At 64.4% G+C, this 19,707-nt stretch carries 22 protein-coding genes and 1 tRNA gene; 19 read left to right on the top strand and 4 right to left on the bottom strand.

Features of this window, described 5'->3' with window-relative positions:
- Positions 1-49 precede the first annotated feature (49 nt).
- The 4 genes from GN331_RS13870 to GN331_RS13855 all read left to right on the top strand — a co-directional run bounded on the left by GN331_RS13870 (position 50) and on the right by GN331_RS13855 (position 2,591).
- On the top strand, positions 50-265 hold the full coding sequence (locus GN331_RS13870) for a hypothetical protein (protein ID WP_156642825.1): 216 nt from the start codon (positions 50-52) through the stop codon (positions 263-265).
- Between the two features lie 141 nt (positions 266-406).
- Entirely contained in the window at positions 407-1,087 is a 681-nt protein-coding gene (locus tag GN331_RS13865) for a winged helix-turn-helix domain-containing protein (RefSeq protein WP_156642824.1), read from the top strand.
- Positions 1,084-2,469: a HAMP domain-containing sensor histidine kinase gene (locus GN331_RS17000; protein ID WP_156642823.1), complete on the top strand. Its 1,386-nt coding sequence runs from the start codon at positions 1,084-1,086 to the stop codon at positions 2,467-2,469. The genes GN331_RS13865 and GN331_RS17000 overlap by 4 nt, the downstream gene beginning before the upstream one ends.
- 37 nt (positions 2,470-2,506) lie before the next feature.
- Positions 2,507-2,591, top strand: a tRNA-Leu gene (locus GN331_RS13855).
- A 179-nt stretch (positions 2,592-2,770) separates the two neighbouring features.
- Here GN331_RS13855 and GN331_RS13850 read toward each other — a convergent pair.
- Positions 2,771-3,619: a putative phage abortive infection protein gene (locus GN331_RS13850; RefSeq protein ID WP_156642822.1), complete on the bottom strand. Its 849-nt coding sequence runs from the start codon at positions 3,617-3,619 to the stop codon at positions 2,771-2,773.
- A 97-nt stretch (positions 3,620-3,716) separates the two neighbouring features.
- On the opposite strand from GN331_RS13850, the gene GN331_RS13845 reads away from it, so the two are divergent.
- On the top strand, positions 3,717-4,067 hold the full coding sequence (locus GN331_RS13845) for a DUF2251 domain-containing protein (protein ID WP_156642821.1): 351 nt from the start codon (positions 3,717-3,719) through the stop codon (positions 4,065-4,067).
- A gap of 147 nt (positions 4,068-4,214) precedes the next feature.
- The gene (locus GN331_RS13840; RefSeq protein WP_156642820.1) at positions 4,215-4,403 is read left to right on the top strand and encodes a hypothetical protein; all 189 of its coding nucleotides are present in this window, start codon (positions 4,215-4,217) and stop codon (positions 4,401-4,403) included.
- A gap of 156 nt (positions 4,404-4,559) precedes the next feature.
- Here GN331_RS13840 and GN331_RS16995 read toward each other — a convergent pair whose 3' ends face one another.
- Positions 4,560-6,209, bottom strand: coding sequence for an alpha/beta fold hydrolase (locus GN331_RS16995; protein WP_197427145.1), 1,650 nt, complete (start codon positions 6,207-6,209; stop codon positions 4,560-4,562).
- 184 nt (positions 6,210-6,393) lie between these two features.
- Here GN331_RS16995 and GN331_RS13830 point away from each other — a divergent pair, with 184 nt between their 5' ends.
- The 8 genes from GN331_RS13830 to GN331_RS13795 all read left to right on the top strand — a co-directional run bounded on the left by GN331_RS13830 (position 6,394) and on the right by GN331_RS13795 (position 14,055).
- Entirely contained in the window at positions 6,394-7,872 is a 1,479-nt protein-coding gene (locus tag GN331_RS13830) for a S41 family peptidase (protein ID WP_156642818.1), read from the top strand.
- A gap of 166 nt (positions 7,873-8,038) precedes the next feature.
- A complete protein-coding gene (locus GN331_RS13825) occupies positions 8,039-8,320 on the top strand; it encodes an energy transducer TonB (protein WP_197427144.1) in 282 nt (93 codons plus the stop codon).
- Positions 8,321-8,380: 60 nt separating this feature from the next.
- A complete protein-coding gene (locus GN331_RS13820; RefSeq protein WP_156642816.1) occupies positions 8,381-8,956 on the top strand; it encodes a hypothetical protein in 576 nt (191 codons plus the stop codon).
- 150 nt (positions 8,957-9,106) lie between these two features.
- Positions 9,107-10,060, top strand: coding sequence for a hypothetical protein (locus GN331_RS13815; protein WP_156642815.1), 954 nt, complete (start codon positions 9,107-9,109; stop codon positions 10,058-10,060).
- 86 nt (positions 10,061-10,146) lie between these two features.
- Positions 10,147-10,992, top strand: coding sequence for a hypothetical protein (locus GN331_RS13810; RefSeq protein WP_156642814.1), 846 nt, complete (start codon positions 10,147-10,149; stop codon positions 10,990-10,992).
- Positions 10,976-11,428 carry a hypothetical protein gene (locus tag GN331_RS13805; RefSeq protein WP_156642813.1) on the top strand — a complete coding sequence of 151 codons (453 nt, stop codon included), beginning with the start codon at positions 10,976-10,978 and terminating at the stop codon, positions 11,426-11,428. Before GN331_RS13810 ends, GN331_RS13805 begins: the two co-directional genes overlap by 17 nt.
- Positions 11,425-11,766, top strand: coding sequence for a hypothetical protein (locus tag GN331_RS13800; RefSeq protein WP_156642812.1), 342 nt, complete (start codon positions 11,425-11,427; stop codon positions 11,764-11,766). The genes GN331_RS13805 and GN331_RS13800 overlap by 4 nt, the downstream gene beginning before the upstream one ends.
- Positions 11,767-11,868: 102 nt before the next feature.
- Complete coding sequence (locus GN331_RS13795; protein WP_156642811.1) at positions 11,869-14,055, top strand: tetratricopeptide repeat protein; 2,187 nt, start codon at positions 11,869-11,871, stop codon at positions 14,053-14,055.
- Here GN331_RS13795 and GN331_RS13790 read toward each other — a convergent pair.
- Positions 14,052-14,462, bottom strand: a complete 411-nt coding sequence (locus GN331_RS13790) for a cupin domain-containing protein (RefSeq protein WP_156642810.1) — start codon at positions 14,460-14,462, stop codon at positions 14,052-14,054. The two genes, GN331_RS13795 and GN331_RS13790, sit on opposite strands and share 4 nt — an antisense overlap.
- Before the next feature lie 274 nt (positions 14,463-14,736).
- Here GN331_RS13790 and GN331_RS13785 point away from each other — a divergent pair, with 274 nt between their 5' ends.
- The 5 genes from GN331_RS13785 to GN331_RS13765 all read left to right on the top strand — a co-directional run bounded on the left by GN331_RS13785 (position 14,737) and on the right by GN331_RS13765 (position 18,718).
- Positions 14,737-15,441, top strand: a complete 705-nt coding sequence (locus GN331_RS13785; protein ID WP_197427143.1) for a cytochrome c biogenesis CcdA family protein — start codon at positions 14,737-14,739, stop codon at positions 15,439-15,441.
- 4 nt (positions 15,442-15,445) lie between these two features.
- On the top strand, positions 15,446-15,991 hold the full coding sequence (locus GN331_RS13780) for a thioredoxin family protein (protein ID WP_156642808.1): 546 nt from the start codon (positions 15,446-15,448) through the stop codon (positions 15,989-15,991).
- Positions 15,992-16,116: 125 nt separating this feature from the next.
- Positions 16,117-16,539 (top strand): organic hydroperoxide resistance protein, encoded by a 423-nt coding sequence (locus GN331_RS13775; RefSeq protein WP_156642807.1) that lies wholly within the window; start codon positions 16,117-16,119, stop codon positions 16,537-16,539.
- A gap of 104 nt (positions 16,540-16,643) precedes the next feature.
- A complete protein-coding gene (locus tag GN331_RS13770; RefSeq protein WP_156642806.1) occupies positions 16,644-17,384 on the top strand; it encodes a response regulator in 741 nt (246 codons plus the stop codon).
- On the top strand, positions 17,381-18,718 hold the full coding sequence (locus GN331_RS13765) for a HAMP domain-containing sensor histidine kinase (protein WP_156642805.1): 1,338 nt from the start codon (positions 17,381-17,383) through the stop codon (positions 18,716-18,718). Before GN331_RS13770 ends, GN331_RS13765 begins: the two co-directional genes overlap by 4 nt.
- Here the strand turns inward: GN331_RS13765 and GN331_RS13760 are convergent.
- Complete coding sequence (locus tag GN331_RS13760; RefSeq protein ID WP_197427142.1) at positions 18,704-19,576, bottom strand: alpha/beta fold hydrolase; 873 nt, start codon at positions 19,574-19,576, stop codon at positions 18,704-18,706. The genes GN331_RS13765 and GN331_RS13760 overlap by 15 nt on opposite strands.
- Positions 19,577-19,707: the final 131 nt, after the last annotated feature.

The raw sequence follows: 19,707 nt of genomic DNA, 5'->3' as shown, positions 1-19,707 counted from the left end.
CAGCCTTGGTCCTGCGATATCCATCGCCCACGTCCACAGGAGTTCCGCCATGCTCGCCCGCAAAGCCCTGCTGCTGCTTGCCATGACCGTCGTCGCCGGCTCCGCGTTCGCGGCTTCGCCGCAGGCCGCCTCCACCGCGGCGCAGCCGGCCAAGTCCACCGCCGTGAAGTCCGAACACAAGAACCGCACTTGCGAAAAGCAAGGCAAGACCGGCCACTGCGAGAAGTGGTCGAAGTCGGAAACCAAGGCCGCCGCCAGGAAGTGATCTCCCCGAAGCGACCCCGGGCGGCGCGGCGATCCCCTGACCCCGCACCGTCGCGTCCGCCCGGTGGCTCGCATCCCCGAAGCCTGCACTGACAAGTCCGCCCCCCGGCCCGGCGTTATGCTGGGCCGGAAGGAGGCGGCAATGCGCATCTTGTTGATCGAAGACGACGCCGACACCGCCGCCTGGCTGCGACAGGGCCTGAAGGAAGCGGGGCACGCCGTCGACCACGCGGCCGATGGCAAGGAAGGCCTCTTCCTCGCCACCACCGAACCCTATGACGCCCTGATCGTCGATCGCATGCTGCCCTTGCTCGACGGTCTCACCGTGCTGCGCACCTTGCGCGGCGCTGGCAATCGCGTCCCGACGATCGTGCTCACGGCGCTGGGCGACGTGGACCATCGCGTCGAAGGCCTGCGCGCGGGCGCCGACGATTACCTCTGCAAACCTTTCGCGTTCGCCGAATTGAGCGCGCGCCTGGACAATATCGTGCGTCGCGGCGACGGTGGATCGGCCGCAACCGAAACCAAGCTGAAGGTCGCCGACCTCGAACTCGACCTCCTGCGCCGCCAAGCCCAGCGCGGTACACGCCGCATCGAACTGCAACCGCGCGAATTCCGCCTGCTCGAAGCGCTGATGCGCCAGACCGGGCGCGTCGTCACCCGCACGATGCTGCTCGAACAAGTGTGGGACTACCACTTCGATCCGCAGACCAACGTCATCGACGTGCACATCAGCCGCCTGCGCCAGAAGATCGACCACGGCGAAACCACGCCTCTGCTGCACACCGTGCGTGGCGCGGGCTACCGCTTCGGCGACGCGTGAACCTCGCGCGCGCACTGCGTTCGACCAGCGGGCATCTCGCCTTCGCCGTGTGCGTGTCCTTCCTGCTCGGGTTCGCGTTGCTGGGCGGCGCGGTGTATGCAGCCGTTTCGACGTTGCTGGTGCGCGATGCCCGCGAAGCGATCGTCGCCGAAGGCGAAGGCCTGCGCGATGCCTTCCACGATGGCGGACGCGCGGGCCTGGCCGAAGCCGTGCGCGACCGCGTCGCGAGCCCCGACGAACCCGATGCGCTGTACGGCGCGTGGTTCGATGGCCGCGCGATCGCCGCGAACACGCCACGCGGCAGCGTGCCGACGCGCGATGGCTGGCGCGAGGCGCAGGACGATGACGGCACGCGCGTGCTCGTGCAGCGCACGACGCTCGCGCCGGGCGTGGTCATCGCCACCGGCCTGCGGCTGCGTTCGGAAAGCGGCTTCCTCGCATTGATGGCACGCACGACGTTGGCTGCGCTGGCGATCGCCGTCGTCCTCGGTCTGCTGATCGGCGCCTTGACGGCGCGGTGGGTGTCGCGCCGCCTGCAGGCCCTCGATGCCACGGCGATGCGCGTGGGCGCGGGCGAGATCGCACTGCGCGCCCCGAGCGACGGCACCGGCGACGCGTTCGACCGCCTCTCGCTGCGCTTCAACACGATGCTCGACCGCATCGAAGCGCTGCTCGCCGGCGTGCGCGAAGCCACCGACCACATCGCGCACGACCTGCGCACCCCGCTCACGCGCATGCGCACGCGCCTGGACCAGTTGCGGACGCAAGGCCCGGTCGATCCCGAAGCCCTGGAACCCGCCATCGCCGACGCCGACCAACTGCTTCAATCCTCCGGCGCCCTGTTGCGGCTGGCGCGCATCGAAGCGCAGGCGCGCATCGAAGACGAGCCCTACGTCGACCTCACCAAACTCGCGCGCGACGCACTGGACCTCTACGAACCGATCGCGGCGGAGCGGGGCATCGCATTGACGCTCCAGACGCAGCCGCTGCAAGTGCGCGGCGACGCCGACCAGTTGTTCCAGATGACCGTGAACCTGCTCGACAACGCCATCAAGTACGCCCCCGCGAACACCGGCGTCGACCTCGCGGTCGCGCGCACCGGCAACCACGCCTGCATCGTGGTGGGCGACCGCGGCCCCGGCATCCCGGAGAACGAGCGCGACCGCGTCTTCGACCGTTTCCATCGCGGCGAACGCCACCGCGGCACGCAGGGGAGCGGCCTGGGCCTGAGCCTGGTCCGCGCGATCGCCGTGCGCCACCACGCGCGGATCGCGCTGGACGACAACCACCCGGGCCTGCGCGCGACGGTTTCCCTGCCGCTCGCCCATGAGGGCGACGCGCCCCCGGCTGCAGGCGCGCAAAATCCCGGCCCGACGCGTTGACATCGGCTGCGCCGCACCGCACCATACGCGCCCACCTGCCCGGGTGGCGGAATTGGTAGACGCACTAGTTTCAGGTACTAGCGAGTAAAATCGTGGAGGTTCGAGTCCTCTCCCGGGCACCAAATAGAGGTCGCCGGTCGTCTACGACGATCTGGTAAGCAAAAACCCCGCCGACGCGCGGGGTTTTTTGTTGTTTGCCGTCTGTTGGAGTGCTTAAACGGCGCTTTCAGTTCCAGCCGCAGACAAGAGGTCATTCAACGCAAGGAAGCGAGTAATCCACGAGTGACCCATCGCGCCCTCCTCAACCACCTTCATTCGCGTCGACACGCCCGTCCATTGTTGACCCCATGAACTCCTTGCCAAACGCACTCGGCTCAAACCATCCGATGTGGTTTTGATCTATTAGGCGCTCACGCGGCATGTTCTTCAGCAACGCGTACCGCTCCACTAGCGGCTCGAACTTTGGCCGGCCGTCGCCGCACGCGCAGTTGTAAAAAAGGAGTAGGGTCTCTTGATTCGAAAGTTGTGCGCGAATCAAGTTCGTATAGAAATGCTTGTCGTCGACAGCACTTCGATCTACTAGCTTCACAAGATTGTAAAGGGTCCTGAAGTAGTGACCGACATCTCCGTGCGACTCGGTGTAGACGTGTTTGTACGCTCTTTCTGCGATCTGACGATCGCTAAGCTCTTCGAAGTATCCAGAACGCCTGAGTGAAGCGTACCGATTCTCAAGCCGATCATAGAACACGCCAAAGCAGTCTCGGCCAGATGTTGTTACTACGCCACTCTCTCGCTTGATCAGATCAATGGAAGCGACAATGTCGCCGAATACGCCGAGAACACGAAAGAACGAATTCTCGAAAGAATCCGTGCGCATTTGCTCGCTCTGGCCCTCCATCTGTTCGCGCTGCCCCTTTAACTCAGTTCGAGTTTCGGTCAACTCAATGCGCTGAAGTTTCAGCTCGTATCGCTGCAAGAGGATCGTATAGATCAATGCTGCAAACGCTAGCGCCGAGAGCAGCGAGTTGGCCGCACCGAACATGTCCCCAAACGTTCCTGGTTCTTCGTGGTGTTGAACCAAGGCGAACCATCCAAGTGCGATCCACGCGATGCATACCATCAGCACAACGGGCATCCAATGGAATTGCATCACAAAGACCGCACGCCGGAGGGCGGCATTGAGCCCATGACTCGGACTGAACACAGGCTTGGCGATAACTACAAGAAAAATCACCCGGACGAATAGAATGGACGAACAAGAGATATTTGAAAGCGAGGTTCGGTCCAACGATGACCTGGCGGGCGTCTTTGAGCACGATGGTGATACAGGCTATTTTTATCTCTACGATTTAACGAAGGGAGAGAGTCAAAGGATCATCGCCGCGTTGCACATGATGTCGGGTACGGCTGATTTTTCAGCGGACGAAGTAGCTGTTCGATGGGATCAGAATGAACAGTTCGTAGGCTTGTTGATCAAAGGAAAGCTATGGGCCGCTTTTGAGGCCGAAGGGAGCCGCCCTTTTGATGGTGGCTACGGACGCGTGGAGAAATCTGAGATCCCAGAGAACATCCGTGCTTTGTTTGAAGGGAAAGCCTAGTAATGGCGAAGCAGGGGTCAAGCTGGACCGTCCCGTCTCCACAGACGGGTAGTCAGAGGAAAACTTCAGAGAACAGTTATTTGACCAATAAGCACAAGGCCCGCTCGCGGACCTTGTCGTTTTCGACGTGGTGTTTGGCGCTAATTGATGCGCGGCGAGTACCGAGTCGAACACTCGCGAGATGGCGCGTTGTTTGGCGAGCGGAAGCGCTTCGATCTGTTCGAGATGCTGCCGGAGATTCTTCTGCGGTCCGCGCATCTTCGGCGCGGCCATCGTCGGAGCTGCCTCGAGGGCTACCAGCGCATCCAGCGTGGTCTGCGCGATCACCGGCAGTAACGACACGTTGGATCGCGATCCTGTCTTGTAGAACGGTTGCAGAACTAAAAAAGGGTCCTCTCCCGGCACCAAATTCCAGTCCGACGAAAACCACCGCAGTCAGACGGCTTCACCCAAAACCCCGCCGGCGCGGGGTTTTTTGTTGCCTGCCGCCGCTCAACCGCCAACGCACCCCGGCAGGCTCGCTTCGACCGGCGCCGCAAGATCCTCGTGCAGGATGCGCAGCACTTCCGCGATCGCCTCCGGGTTGTCGTAGATCTGATGGTGCGAATCGATCACCAGCGTCGACGCCGCGCCCGCGATGCGCGCGCTCTCCAGCGGCACCGCGCCATCGCCCGGCGGCTGCGAGCCCGGCAACACGCCCGCGATCGTGTGGTACGGAATCCCGGGGCCGGGCAGCAGCATCTCGCCGGCGGCGCGCACGGGTTGCTTGCGCTGCAGCGTGGAGATGCTGTTGATCGCACCGCGCTGGTAGATCTCCCGCAGGTCCGGTTGCATGGCGTCGGGATTCTCTTGCGCGATCTTGCGCAGCCCGCGGATTTCCGGCGTGTTGTTGCCGACCAGCGCGCGCACGAAGCGACTGAAGAAAGTCTCGGCGCGCGGGGCGCCATGGTGCGGCGTGGCCAGGAAGATGTCGCGCCCCACGCCCGGATACGCGCGGAAGTGGAAGATCGCGTCCAAGGTGGCGAGCAATTCCGGATCGCCGTGCAGTTGCGTCGGCGGCACGACGAACGCGGCATTCCACAGCGCTTCCCCGCTGTCGACGGACAGCATGCGCGCCGCCACGCCGCCCATGCTGTGGCCGACGAGCACGATGTGACGGCGCGCCGGGTCGTCGCATTCCGGATCGAGCACGCGCAATGCGGTATCGAGATAACGCTGCACGCGCAGGCGCACCGCGAGCAGCGGTGCGTCGCTCTGGTACACGACGTGCCAGATCTGATAGCGGGCGCGCAGGGCAGGGTCGGCCCAGATCGCATTCGACATTCGTCCCCAGATCAGCGGACTGCTGCCGAGCCCATGGATCATCACGATGGGGAACTTGTTCGGGTCGTATTCGTCGAGCAGGTACACCCCCGCGCGCCGACCGATCTCGCGGCCGCCCAACAATCCCCACACGCCCAGCCGATTTAACTTGGACGTGCCCGCACCGAGGGCATAGGGCGCGGACGTATCGATGGACAAGGTGCGCTCGCCCGCCGGTGTCGCGAGCACCGGGTGGCGGAACGGATCGGTGATCACGAGCGTGGGGATCTCGTCTTCCGCGTTCTGTTCGATCCATGCCGCCGCGGGCCGGAACACGCCTTCGGGAGGATTGAGGTCGCAGCGTGGCGTGCCCTTGCACCGCGCGGACATCACCGCGAGCGCGACGCCGTAGCCGCGCACCAGTTGCCGATCGCCATAGCTGCCCAGGTCGATGTCCACGGCGCGCGCGAGGGTGAGTGGCAGTTGCAGGTCGGATGACAGTCCGCGGAACTCGACGCGGAGGTCATTGCCCTCCACCCGCGTGGCACCGGGTTTCCATCCGTGCGCGCGTTGCGCGAAGGCGCGCGCGAGGACTTCGTCGGTGCAGCGCGTCGACAGTTGCGTGGCCTCGGGTGCGTCCGACGCCATCGCGCGCCAAGCGTCGCCCGCGCAACGCAGCCAGGCATTCATCGACTGACGCCTGCCGGCCAGACGTTCCGCGCGTGCGGCGGCATCGCGCGCCGACTGCATCGCATCGTCGGCCGAACGCGACGCCGACGGCGTCGCGCAGCCCGTGATCGCGATCGCGGCGGCCACCAACCAAGCGCGTCGAAGGGTCACGTCGGAGCCTGGCCCTGGAGAGAGGACGGGAGAGAATCGTAGTGGAAGACGGTGCGCCGGATCGCACATTTCCTACCGCTGAGATTCGATCGGAACGCCGTGCATCCCGACGCCCTCGTCGTGAAGGGAACGCAGCACGATGCTCGCTACACTCCCGGGCCATCGCAGCCGGAAGGGGATGGCCATGCGCCGATGGATCTGCGCGCTCCTGCTCATCGGGATCGTTCGCTTCGCGAGTGCCGCGACACCACAGGCGCTACCGACGTTCGACCGCGCGGCCTTGCAGGCCGACGTCGATGTGCTGGTCCAGGCCTATACGCGGCTCCACCCCGGAATTTACCGCTACAACACGCCGGCGCAGTTCGACGCGCACGTGCGTGAGCTGCGCAAGGCGCTCGACGGGTCGCGCGATTTACGCCAGGCCTATCTCGCGTTCTCCGAGTTCGCGGCGACGATCCGTTGCGGGCACACCTACGCGAATCCAACCAACCAAACCGAGTCCATCCAACACGCGCTGCTGGAAGCGCAGGACCGCGTGCCCTTCGAGTTCCGCTGGCTCGACGGACGCATGATCGTGACGCGGGATCTGACCGCGGACCATGTCCTCCCGCGCGGATCGGAGATCGAGTCGATCGATGACGTTCCGGTGGCGCGCATCCTCGACCGGCTGATGCACATCGCGCGCGCCGACGGCAGCAACGACGGCAAGCGCATCGCCCTGCTGGAAGTGCAGGGCACCGAAAAATACGAAACCTTCGACGTCTATCTGTCCTTGTATTTTCCGCAAATCGGTGCGACGCAAACCCTGGCGATTCGAACCCCGTCTGGCGAACGACAGACCGTCGAGGTCCAGGCCCTCACCTACGCGCAGCGCCTCGCCGCGCGACACGAAGGCGACGACGATCCGCAGTCGGGCTGGTCGTTCGACACCTCGGATCAAACGCTTGCCATCCTGCGCATGCCCACGTGGGCGCTCTACGACAGCAAGTGGGATTGGAAGGCGTTCCTCGATCGCACCTTCGCCGAACTGGATCGCCGCAAACCGACAGGCCTGGTGATCGACCTGCGCGGCAACGAAGGCGGGCTCGACGTCGGCGACGCGATCCTGCCGCACCTGCTGTCGGCCCCGCTGGTCCTGCAGGAGCCACCCCGCCTGGTGCGTTACCGCAAAGTCCCGGACGCACTCGCGCCCATGCTCGACACCTGGGACCCCTCGTTCAAGGATTGGGGCAGCGACGCGGTGCGCCATGACGATCGCTTCTACACCCTGCGCGACGACGACGGAAACGTGGGGCCGCGGCGCATCGAACCAAAATCGCCGCGCTATGCCGGCCGCGTCTTCGTGCTCGTCGGTCCCACCAACAGTTCGGCGACCTTCCAGTTCGCCGAACAGGTGCAACGCAACCGTCTGGGGACACTGGTCGGACAAACCACGGGCGGCAACCAGCGCGGCATCAACGGCGGCGCGTTCTTCTTCCTGCGCCTGCCCAATACGCAGATCGAGTTGGACCTGCCGCTCATTGCGCGCTTCGTCGACGGTGTTCCGGATGCGGGGATGACGCCTGACATCGCCGTGGTGCCCAGCGTGGAGGACATCGCGCAAGGGCGTGATGCGGAGCTTGCGCGGGTTCGCGAGGAGTTGGGGAAAAGCCCCAAGGATTGATCCGCTTGAGACTGGGGGGGCGGTAAGCGGCTATCGTTACCGGGACGGCGCATCCGACCGCACGAAGGAGTGCTAGCCAATGCTTACCAGGCCATTCGCCGCATTCTTGCTTGCCATTTCGCCAATGGTTGGGGCGTGCGCGGAGAAGGCGAATGTTTGCTCGGACATGGTCAAGCCACTGACGACAAACGACGTTGAATTCCCGCATCGCACCGACTATCAGTTCTCGGGTTCCGTTACCGTTCGATACTCCGTGCAAAATGACGGATCAATTGCCAACGTAACAGTAGTGGGATCATCGCTTCAGCCGATTGGTCGCGGAAGCCGCGATTCATCTGAACTGGAAGCTGCCATTGTTGATGCGGTCAGTTCGTGGAAATATCCGCCCATGCGAGCGGCATGCGAAGAGACAACGACCTTTACCTTTCAAAGCAAAGTTCGGAAATAGAGTCCACATCAGGTCTGAGTAGTCGCCGAAAAGGCGGGGCAGCCATGGCGCCGAGTCGCCGTGAGCAAGTTGAAGGGGCGAAGTGCGATGACACGTTTTCTTGGGGCGATCACGGCAAGCGCAGTCGTAGCCATTGCCTCTACCGCTGCCGCATCGACGCCGTGGTCGATTGTTTCTGCGTACAAGGGAGCCGAACGTTCCGGCTTCGGCCACGTGACGGAGGCCAAACAGTTGGCTGACGGTGCCGCGTATCTCTATATCGTGGAGTACGGACGGCCAAGCAAGAAGATCGCTCTCTGTACCGGCGAACAGCTCGTCATCGGGGCGCCATTGCTATTTGTGCTCGGCGATAAGCTGTCGCACCGCAGGTGCCCGGCAGAGAGCTACTTCGTGCCCTCCGAGGACATGCGTACGTTCTTGTTGCCGGGGATCCAGGACTTGTACTCCAAGAGGACGTTCATCAGGGTTGAGTATCCCCATGATCGATCGCTTGGTTGCGCGATGAACACAGTCACGGTCTCGAATACAAGTACGCGTACCGGCACGCAATCTGAGATCGAGTTCGGGCCGTTCGATACGGACGGCAAGTATTTCGCGATCGATGACTTCATGAAATGCGTGGAGCGTAGGGATTGAAGTCGCCCCGCGCGTGCTGCACGGCGCGGAAATAAAACCCCATCGGGTCCGTCAAAGAGACCGATCAGACCATTCACCGCTCACTGGGATTGCGCCGCACGATGCGTTTAACGCCCTCTACTGATCCAGACGCCGCATGGAGGCCAGGGAATGAGACTTGACGCGAGGTCCTTCATCGCGATGGGCCTTCTTGTGCTCGGATTCGGCACTACTGGCTGTGCAACGCCCGCTGAGCTAGCAGTGCAGGCGAGCCCATCTTCGAATTACCCGTGCGACGTATTCAACTTCAACTTCTGCTTCAGGAAGCCGTACGGCGCGGTCGTTGAGTTGCGGTCCGGGCCCGACTTCGACATCTACCGGGTTGTCGACGGCGAGAGCGGTCGCGCGCTTTGGTCGGTCTACGTAGGCACCGCGCCGGAGCGCACGCGGCAGGACGTTGGCCTGTTTGCGGTTCAATCGAACGGAGTCGGAATTTCTGCGGGGACCTATCCGACAGAAGCCGGGGCGAGGGGCCTCGAACTCCGATTGGCGTACCCGAAGGGATTGTTTGTTCATGTCTTCGGCGTGGAGACAGAGCCCGGCAAGATCGCGCTTGTGGAGACGCTGCCCAGTTTCCGGCTCTGTTCAAAAAGTGGGTTGACCAGCATTGAGTGCAAGTCTTCCCCGATGCTGGATGGGGATGCGCAACAGATCTTGCGCGATTCGATAAAAGGGCAAGCTGCGAGCAACACGGGAGGCGATTTGGCCGTTACGAGCCCGTGCGAGTTGATCGCAAACCCCGAAATGAACGCCGACACTCGAGTGCACATCAAATCCCTGGCGAGGCCTGCCGCGCATTCCGTGATCTTGCTTTACGACGAGGCATGCAAGGACGCAGTTGTCGTGCTCGACGTGCCAAGCAGTCTGCACGGCACGCCCGGGGTCGAGAAGATGATGAAGGTCGTTTGGGAGGGCTATCCGGCACCGAGGGCGGGCAACACCGTCATCGAGCTTTACGGGGTCTATCGCTGGAAGAAGAACGACGTTCCGTCGCGCTATATCGTTGCCGAACGTGTTGTCGATGCCACGGGGCTTGCGCCGGATGCTTCGCGTCTGTTTCCCTAGCGACGTCCGAGTCGCCGACACTGGGGGAGTTGATCGTTGAACGCGCTTGAAGGGGGCGAGCCGTGAGCCGAGGGATAAGGACGTGGTTGCTGTTCCTGATCCCATCGGTCGTACTCGGGGCAGGGATTTTCTTCGGCTGCCCGCCGCTCAGGATGTTCTGCGGAATCTCGAACCCGGTCGGCCTTTTCGTGTTTCCGCTGCAGCTTACGTTCTTTGCGGGATGGTTCGGGGGATCCGTTGCTTCCTATCTGGTCTATGTGCTCGTCGCGGGAGCGGCTTCCGCGTTGTTGGCGCTGGCCTGGATGCGGTTGAAGAGATGGACGTTCCTTGTCACGTATCTCGTGCTTTGTGCTTCGGCATATGTCGCCACCGACTACGCGATGTATCGAGCGTTGATGCAGAGGCCAGCCGAGATGGCGCGCAGTACCGGCGCCCTCGGACCGTTGGCTGTAGATGGCGCGTGCTCGATCAAACTTGAAACCAGCCGCGATGATGCTGGAAAGGCGACGTTGCACATCGATGCGACGGCTTGCGACGCAACGGCGGAGGCGTTCTCTGCCGCGCTGGAGGAATCGCTTGATCGTTTCGGTTCGTCGCGCGTGGATTACGTTTCCTTGGTGGGCCCAAGCTCCCGGGTCAATCAGGCCGCCCTGGTCCACGCCTGGAAAGCGGCGTGTCAAAAGAAGGGCGGGCGTGGCGCGGACGCAGGTGCCGCCGAGGTGCTGTCGATTTACAAGGACTCCGCGATCCCCGTTGCGCTTGTCAGGATATTCGCTGCCCGAGGCGTTGGTCTCGTGCCCGGTGGCATCGACAATTTCTATCCGTTGGCGCCAAAGGGCAGAACGGCCGTCGACGCTTGCGATGCGGACATTCCACTCCCGATCCTGTGGTTCTCTCATTCGGTGGAGCGAAACGATGCTGGAGGGCAGTAGTGTGTCGCCGATGACCAAACGCTGGATGCTGAAGTTCGCAATCGCCGCCGGCTTGGGTGTGGCCGCATTGGGGCTGTTCCGATTCCAGGTAGGCTTCACGCTCGCGCACCACACGCGCGAGCGCATCCTGGTTTTCAGCCCGTATTGGTTCGAGGCGCTCGGGACAAGGATTTGGCTCGCATGGTGCGCGTATGTCGTATTGCTCGCGTCGATTGCCGTCCTTGTGCCGGTGGAATGGCGCGAACGTGCATGGCGTCGCGGGTTGAACAGCGTGGTTGCCGCGCTGCTGTCGATCGGTTCGTTATTGCTCGCAATGCATCTGTGGGGCCTCAAGGCGCGCTCCCTTGGCGAAATTGGCTGGGCTGCCGCTGCACTGGCGCTGGCTGCCTACGTCGCGCGGGTCGATCAGTTCAAATGGCTTGGGGGTAAGGCGTGAGCCAAGCGGCCTTCAGGCGCACCTTCGTCACGCTCAACCTGGCAGCGCTCTCGTTCGCGGCGTTGTGGGCGTATGCGAGTCACCGATACGACGGCTTCAATGTCGGAGGACAACACGGTGACGTCAATTTCTGGATCCAGATGGGGAACCTCGGGTGCTACGGCACGCTTGTCCTTTGGATCCTGTGCATCGCAGTCTCGATCCGGGCGGCGATCTCCGGAACGCTGACGTCGTGGGCACAGCGAATCGCTTGGATATTGCTCGCGCTTTGCGGCGCGCCCTTGGTGTTCTTCGGCCTCGCCGTCTACCTCAATCCCAATCTGAACCTGCTCCATTGAGGATTGCGTCGCGACGGCACCGCGGGCGATGGGGACCGGTCTGACGGCCTCCCGCCGTTAGGGGAGTTGTGCCGGCCTCATCCGGCCCAAGCCGGAGAGGCGATGTCCCTGTTCGCCGAACTCAAGCGCCGCAAGGTCTTCAAGGTCGCCGCCGGCTATCTGGTCGTCGCTTGGCTGGTGATCCAGGTCGGCGCAACAGTCGCGCCGCAGTTGGGCTTACCTGATTGGGCGCCGCGCCTGATCACCCTGATCGTCTTGCTGGGGTTGCCCGTTGCGGTCGTCATCGCATGGCTCACCGAACTCACGCCAGAGGGTCTGCGGCTTGAACGCGCACCCAAGGGCAACAAGCGCGTCTTCTTCGTCGCGGCGTTGCTGGTCGCGGCGGGCGTCGGTTGGTTCGTCCATGCGTTGAGCGGCGATGTCGGGCTCACCGGGTCGAAGGCGCGCCTGGGTGCGGCGTCGACGGCAGTGTTGCCGTTCCTCAATCTTTCGTCGCGCCCGGAGGATGAATATTTCTCCGACGGGTTGAGCGAGACGCTGCTGCACCAGCTTGCGCAGGTGCCGAAGTTGAAAGTGGCTGCACGCACGTCGTCGTTCTCCTTCCGCGGCAAGCAGGACGATGTGCGCCGCATCGGCGAGTTGCTCGGCGTGGCCACCGTGGTGGAGGGCAGCGTGCAGCGTTCCGGCGAGATGGTCCGCATCACCGCGCAATTGGTGCGCACCGATGATGGGTCGGAGTTGTGGTCGCGCAGTTACGATCGCCGGCTGGCCGATCTGTTCGCGATCCAGGATGAGATCGCTTCGGAAGTCGCGAAAGCGCTCGTCGGTGAAGTGTTGCCGGACGAGCACGCGAAGGCGGTGCAGGGGGGGACACGTGACGTGGCCGCCTACGATGCGTATGCGCACGGCTTGCAACAGATCGCGATCGACAGTTTCGCCTCGCTCGACGCCGCCGAACGCGCGATGTTGCAAGCGCTCGCACGTGATCCGAATTACCTCGACGCGATGGTCGGCCTGGTGCGCGTGGAAATGTTGATGACGCAGACCGGCAAGATCCCCAAGCGCACCGCGCGGTTGCGTGCGCGGCCGTGGCTCGCGCGGATCGAACAGATCGATCCGGGCAACGCGCAGTTGCTCGGCGTGCGTGCGGAGTTGGCGGAAGAGGCCGGTGAGTTCGATGTTTCGCGGCGCCTGTTGGCGCAGGCGATCGAGCGCGCGCCCAACGACACGTGGCTGCGCACGACGCAGGCGCGGCGTCACCTGTACGACATGGAATTCGAATCGGCGCTGGCGAGTGCCGAGGCGGTGTTGAGCCTGGATCCGCTCAACGGCTCGCTCTATTTCCTGAAGACCAGTGCGTTGCTGTGGCTCGGGCGGATCGACGAGGCGGAGGCGAGCGCGCGACGCGGCTGGCAATTGCAACCGCAGAATCCGAATGCCGCCTCCGCGATGGCGGGCGTCGCCGCGTTTCGCAACGATCTCGCCGCCTACGTGCACTGGAACCTGGTCGCCCACCGCATCGACCCGGACGACCACGAAATCATCGCGGAGATGGTGCCGGCCCTGCAGGACCTGGGCGAGCCCGCGGCTGCCGATGCGTGGCTGCGCGTGTCGCAACGTTTGGCACCGGGCAACCTGTTCGCCGAATCCAGCCGCGTCGTAGTCGAAAACGCGCGCGGCAACGCGCAGGCCGCCTACGACGGCGCCTTTGCGTTGATTCCGCGCGCCGCCGAGGAGCGCCGTTGGAACTGGACCATCGCAATGGGCGCGGGCTGCCTGGCCGCCGTCGAACTCGGGCGCTCGGCGCAGATGCGCCAGGCGCTCGTGCACGCAGGCGTGCTGGCCCCGCGTTATGACGTCGCGAGTTTCCGCGCACTCGTGCCGAACGGAACGCCGATCAACGCGCAGGTGCGGCGGCTTTCGATGCTGGCGCCGTGCCTGGCCGAGCCGCAGGACTGGAACGCGCGGCGTGCGGAGTTGCTGGCGACGGTCACTGCGTTGAAGGGGCCGGCGTGGATGCGCAAGCCCTCGAACGCGCGATTCGTCGCGTTCCTGCAACCGGATCGCGAAGCGCTGGTGCGCGAAGAGCTGGGCGCGCGCTACACCGAACAAGTGGGCCGGGAAGCACGGCAGCGCTGGCTCGGGATCGCCGATGATCCGCGCATCGTCGCGCGCAACGCGGAGCTGCGTCGTATGCATCGCGCGCAGCACGCAGGCCTGCCGGCGATGCTGGCGCGGGATCGGTTGGCGTTGATGCCGGCGGGGGATGCGACCGCACGATCGCGTTAGGGTGCGGCAGCCTGCACCAAGGGCTTGCCGCGCTCGACGATGTAGGTCGCCAATTCCGTCGACCTGGTGTTTTCGTCGAGGTTCCGCGCCGAGTGCACGACGCCGGCCGGAATGAACACCGTGTCGCCGGGCATCAGGACGTCGGGCGGCTTGCCATCGATGTGGTACTCGATGCGCCCTTCGAGCACGTACGCGACTTCTTCGCCGGGGTGGCTGTGGCGCGCCGCTGAAGCACCAGGCGCAAAGCCCACGCTCACTTGCACCACCTGCCGGCCCGGTGCGCTGAGGTTCTCCTGCAACAGATCTTTGCGCGAGATACCCGATTGCTGCGCGTGCGCAAGCATCGTTCCGCCCAGCAGCGCAACCAGCGACAAAGCCGCCAGGCCGAATGCGTAATTGGTTTTCATCGTGTCGTTCTCCTTGTTTGCTTGGGAACCGTCATTTGAGGCGCGTGCGGTATCCGCGGTGTGTCGCGCGCAAGGGATGACTGTCTGGAAGCGTGTCGTCACCGGGCCCCGACACGATCGGATACAAGGCCGCACCAGTGTGCTGCCTTTCTGTATCTCCGTGTATCCGTCGGCACTACTGAAACACGATGTTGCACGCGCGACCGCCGCCGACATGGGTGCGGTACACACCCGCGGCATCCTGCGCGCCCCAGAGTTCAAGCAGACACCCCCCATGCTCGATTACGCACTCGCGGCCGTCGCCGGCGTCGCCACCATCGCGTCCCCTTGCATCCTGCCGATGCTGCCGATCGTGCTCGCCACCACCGCGGGGCGGAGCAGGGCGGAACCGTTGTTGCTCATCCTCGGCTTCGTGCTGAGCTTCGGACTCGGCGGCATTCTCATCGGTGCGCTCGCGTCGAGTTCGGGTGAGTTGCAGGAATCGATCCGCAACGGCTCGATTCTCCTGCTGCTGCTCGCGGGCATCGCGTGCGTGTGGTCGGCGCCTTTCGATTGGCTCGTCGCGCGCGTGCAGCAGCTGTCTGCGCGATTCGGCGGCCGCGCCTCGTCATCGCAAGCACCGCGCGGCACATGGGGTGCGCTGGTCATCGGCGCTTCGCTCGGTGTGGCGTGGACGCCCTGCGCCGGCCCCGTGCTCGCGGCGATGCTCGCGCTCGCCGCGAGTGCGCAGGCGCCGGGCCAGGCGGCGTCGCTGTTCGCGCTCTATGCGCTCGGCGCGGCGGTGCCGATGCTGGCGATCGCCTATGGCGGACGCTGGATCTCCGCGCGCCTGTCTTCCTTCCATCGCAGTGCGGATCTGTTCCGCAAAGCGTTCGGCGCGATCGCCATCGTGGTGGCCGTGCTGCAACTGTTCCACTACGACGTCGCGCTCATCGCGTGGGCGACGCAGTGGTTCCCCGCCGTCGCAACAGGACTTTGAAACCATGCACAAGTCGCTTTCCGCTCTCTTCCTCGCGGGCCTCACGGCCGTCTCGTGCGTCTCGTGCGCGGCGGACGCGCCCGCAGGCGCGCTCGCCAACGCCAACACCGCCTCGCCGCCGGCCGCGCCGGAATTCACCGGCATCAACAATTGGATCAACACCAGGCCGCTGACGATGCAGTCGCTGCGCGGCAAGGTCGTGCTCGTCGAATTCTGGACCTACGACTGCATCAACTGCATCCGCGTCATCCCGCACGTGAAGCAATTGCACGAGCGCTACGCCAAGGACGGGCTCGTCGTCGTGGGCGTGCATACGCCCGAATACGGCCACGAGCGGATCCTCGGCAATGTCCAGGACGCCGTGAAGCGCTTCGGCATCACCTATCCGGTCGCGCAGGACAACGGTTATCGCACGTGGAATGCCTACGGCAACCAGTACTGGCCCGCGCAGTACCTGATCGACCAGACCGGCCACGTCGTCTACTCGCACTTCGGCGAAGGCCAGTACGCGCAGACCGAAGCGAAGATCCGCGGTTTGCTCGGCAAGTGAGTTTTGTATCGAACCGTATCGGCGCCGTTGCACGACATGCGCGCCGACAAATCGCCCCTTGACGCGACACACCGCCGATACCGCATCGGCATGAAATACCACCTCCCCCAACCGGAATCCCCCTCATGGCACTCCCCCTGCAAGAAGTCCTCTACACCACCAACACCCACGTCACCGGTGGTCGCGACGGCAGCGGCCGCTCCAGCGACGGCAAGCTCGACGTCAAGCTCGACCACTTCGTCTCGGGCAAGGAAGGCACGAATCCGGAGCAGCTCTTCGGCGTCGGTTACTCGGCCTGCTTCCTCAGCGCGATCGGCATCGCCGCGCAGCAGCTGAAGGTGCGCCTGCCGCCGGAAACCGCCGTCGATGCGCAGGTCGACCTGGGCAAGACCAGCGAAGGCAACTACCAGCTCGCCGTGAAGCTCAACGTCAATCTGCCGGGCGTCGACGAAGAGACGAAAGCCAAGCTCCTCGCCTTCGCGCACCAGACCTGCCCGTACTCCCGCATGACCCGCGGCGAAGTCACGGTGGACATCGCGGCGAAGTAAGGAACGCCAGGCGTGCCTCCTGCTCCGATTCGCGGGGCAGGGTGGCACGCCGCGCCGTCCGGACCTAACCTGCACCCACTGCTCCAAGTATCGAGTCGAACGCAATGGAACAGCCTGACCACATCCTCGTCGTCGACGACGATGCCGACATCCGCCGCATGGTCGCCGACTACCTGCGCAAGAACGGCCTGCGTGCGACCGAAGTCGCCGACGGGCGCGAAATGCGCGCGGTGCTCGAGACCAGCGCCGTCGACCTGATCGTCCTGGACCTGATGATGCCGGGCGAAGATGGGCTGTCGCTTGCGCGCAACCTGCGCGCGGGCAAGCACAAGGCGATCCCGGTGATCATGCTCACCGCGCGCGACGACGCGACCGACAAGATCATCGGCCTGGAAATGGGCGCCGACGACTACATCACCAAGCCCTTCGCCTCGCGCGAATTGCTCGCGCGCATCAACGCCGTGATCCGGCGCACGCGCATGCTGCCGCCGAACCTGCAGGTGACCGAAGCCAGCCGCATCCTCGCGTTCGGCCGCTGGCGCCTGGACACGACCGCGCGGCATCTGCTGGACGAAGACGAAACCGTCGTCGCGTTGAGCGGCGCCGAGTTCCGTTTGCTGCGCGCTTTCCTCGATCATCCCAACCGCGTGCTCACGCGCGATCAGTTGCTCAACCTCACGCAGGGCCGCGACGCGGAGTTGTTCGAACGCTCCATCGATCTGCTGGTGAGCCGCTTGCGCCAGCGCCTGCAGGACGGTGCACGCGAACAGACCTACATCAAGACCGTGCGCAGCGAAGGCTACGTCTTCTCCATGGCCGTCACGCTGGTCGGCGCGGACGGATGAACGCGCCGAGCGCATGGGCGCGCTGGCTGCCGCGCACGATGGCGGCGCGGCTCTCGCTGATCCTGCTGGGCGGGCTGCTGGCCGCGCATGCGCTGTCGTTCGGGCTGCTCTTCTACGAACGCCATGAAGCCGCGTCCTCGATGCTGATGACCAACGTCGAGCACGACGTCGGCGTTGCGGTGAACATGCTCGATCGCCTGCCGGCCAGCGAGCGCGCCGGCGCGTTGCCGATCCTGCATCGCCGCACCGTCACCTATCTCCTGGGCCGCGGCGAGACGGCGGGCCCACCGCCGAAGAGCGCGCTTGCGCGCGGAATGACCGAAGGGATCGCGCGCGCGTTGGGACCGGAACGCCCCATCGTCGCGAACGTGGTGTCGGACGACCCCGAACAATTCCAGATCCACGTCGCGCTCCGCGACGGAACGCCGCTCACGATCGATGTGCAACCGTCGCTGATGCCGGTGGCGAAGTGGCTGCCGTACGTGCTCGCCGCGCAATTGCTGGTGTTGCTCGCATGCACGTGGGCCGCGGTGCGCTTGGCGACGCGTCCGCTCGAACGTCTCGCCTCGGCGGCGCGAACCTTGTCCCCCTCCGGCGAAGGTGCGCGCCTGTCTTCGGTGGGGCCCGCGGAAGTCACCGAGGCGGTCGTGGCCTTCAACTCGATGCAGGACCGCATCGCGAACTACACGCGCGAACGCCTGCAGATCCTCGCGTCGATCTCGCACGACCTGCAGACGCCCATCACGCGGCTGCGCTTGCGCGCCGAAACGATGAACGATTCGCCGGAACGCGAGCGGATCATGGAAGACCTGATCCACATGCAACACCTCGTGCGCGAAGGCATCGCCTATGCGCGCAGCGCGCACGGGGCGGCCGAGCCCATGGTCCGCATCGAAATGGATGCCTTCCTCGAAAGCCTCGTCGCCGATTACCAGGACGTGGGAAAGCGTGTCGATCTGGCGGGTCGCGCAGGCACGCATGTCGTGACGCGTTTGCAGGCCTTGCGGCGTGTCGTCGGCAATCTGATCGACAACGCGCTGGCCTACGCGGGCGCGGCGGAGGTCGAAGTGGCGAGCGTCGGCAACGATCGGGTCCGCATCGTGATTGCCGATCGCGGTCCCGGCATTCCCGCGGAAGAACTCGACAAGGTCATGCAACCCTTCTATCGGCTCGAAACCTCGCGCAATCGCGACACCGGCGGCACCGGGCTCGGCCTTGCGATCGCGCAGCAACTTACCGCATCGATCGGCGCGACGCTCACCTTGCGCAATCGCGAGGGCGGTGGGCTGGAGGCGATCGTCGAACTGCCCGTGGGCGCTCTAGTCACCGAATGACGCGCGGATCTGCGCGACGACGTGCGCCGGATCCTGCAGATGCGGGTAGTGCCCGATGCCGGGCAGGATCTCGAGCGTGCTGTGGGTCTTCTGCGCGAATTCCTCGCCCATGTCCTTCCTGATGTAGAGGTCCTTCTCGCCCCAGACCACTTTTACCGGGGTCTTCAGGCGCGCCAGGTTGGATTCGAAGTACTGCTGGTCGCGGGTGAAGTGCGCGTAGTAGTGATGGAACGCATCGGCGGCCGTCATCGTGCCGTGGTTCCATCCCTTTGCGAGATCCTGCTGGAATTCCGGCGAGATCGTGAACTTCGCTTCTTCCGGCAATCCGCGCGTGAACGTGTTCGCGAGGATCTCGTCGCGGTTCTTGTTCAACGCAGCGCGCACGTGTTCGGCCGACGGTTGCGACTTCAATCCCTGCAGGCTTTCGTACATGTAGGCGGGGCGGTCGAACGGCGCGAAGTCGCCGACGATGATCGTCCGCGCGATGTCGGGTTCTTCCAATGCCAGCAGCAGCGCGGGCAGGGCGCCGATGTCGGTCGCGTAAATCGTCAACGTCGCGGTGTCGATGCCGGACTTCTCGATGTAGGCCTTCAGCACGCGCGCATACTCGACGGGGGCGTATGAGAACTTATCGACCGGCGGGCGCGAGGACAATCCGTAACCCGGCCAGTCGAACGCATGCGCCTCATAGCCCTCGCCGAGGGCCGGCGCAATGTTCTGCCAGGCGTAGATCGTTTCGGGAAACCCGTGCAGGAACAGCACGGTACGCGTGGGCGGTCCGTTCCGCACGACCATCCGCCTCAGCGTGATCTCGTCGTCGATCCGGAGCGCGTCGATGGTCGTGGTCGGCTTGCTCATCCGATGGGCGCACCCCGAGGCGATGGTGGCGTAGGCCACCAAAATGGCTGCGAACAGGCTCCGCAGTAAGCCTCCATACATCTTTCACCTTGGCGCGCGCCGGAATGTGGCCGATGTCACCTGCAACGCGT

This window comes from Noviluteimonas gilva, from assembly GCF_009740395.1.
Lineage (GTDB): Bacteria > Pseudomonadota > Gammaproteobacteria > Xanthomonadales > Xanthomonadaceae > Noviluteimonas > Noviluteimonas gilva.
The sequence above is the reverse complement of the archived record's forward strand: the minus strand, read 5'-3'. Positions and strand labels throughout refer to the sequence as shown.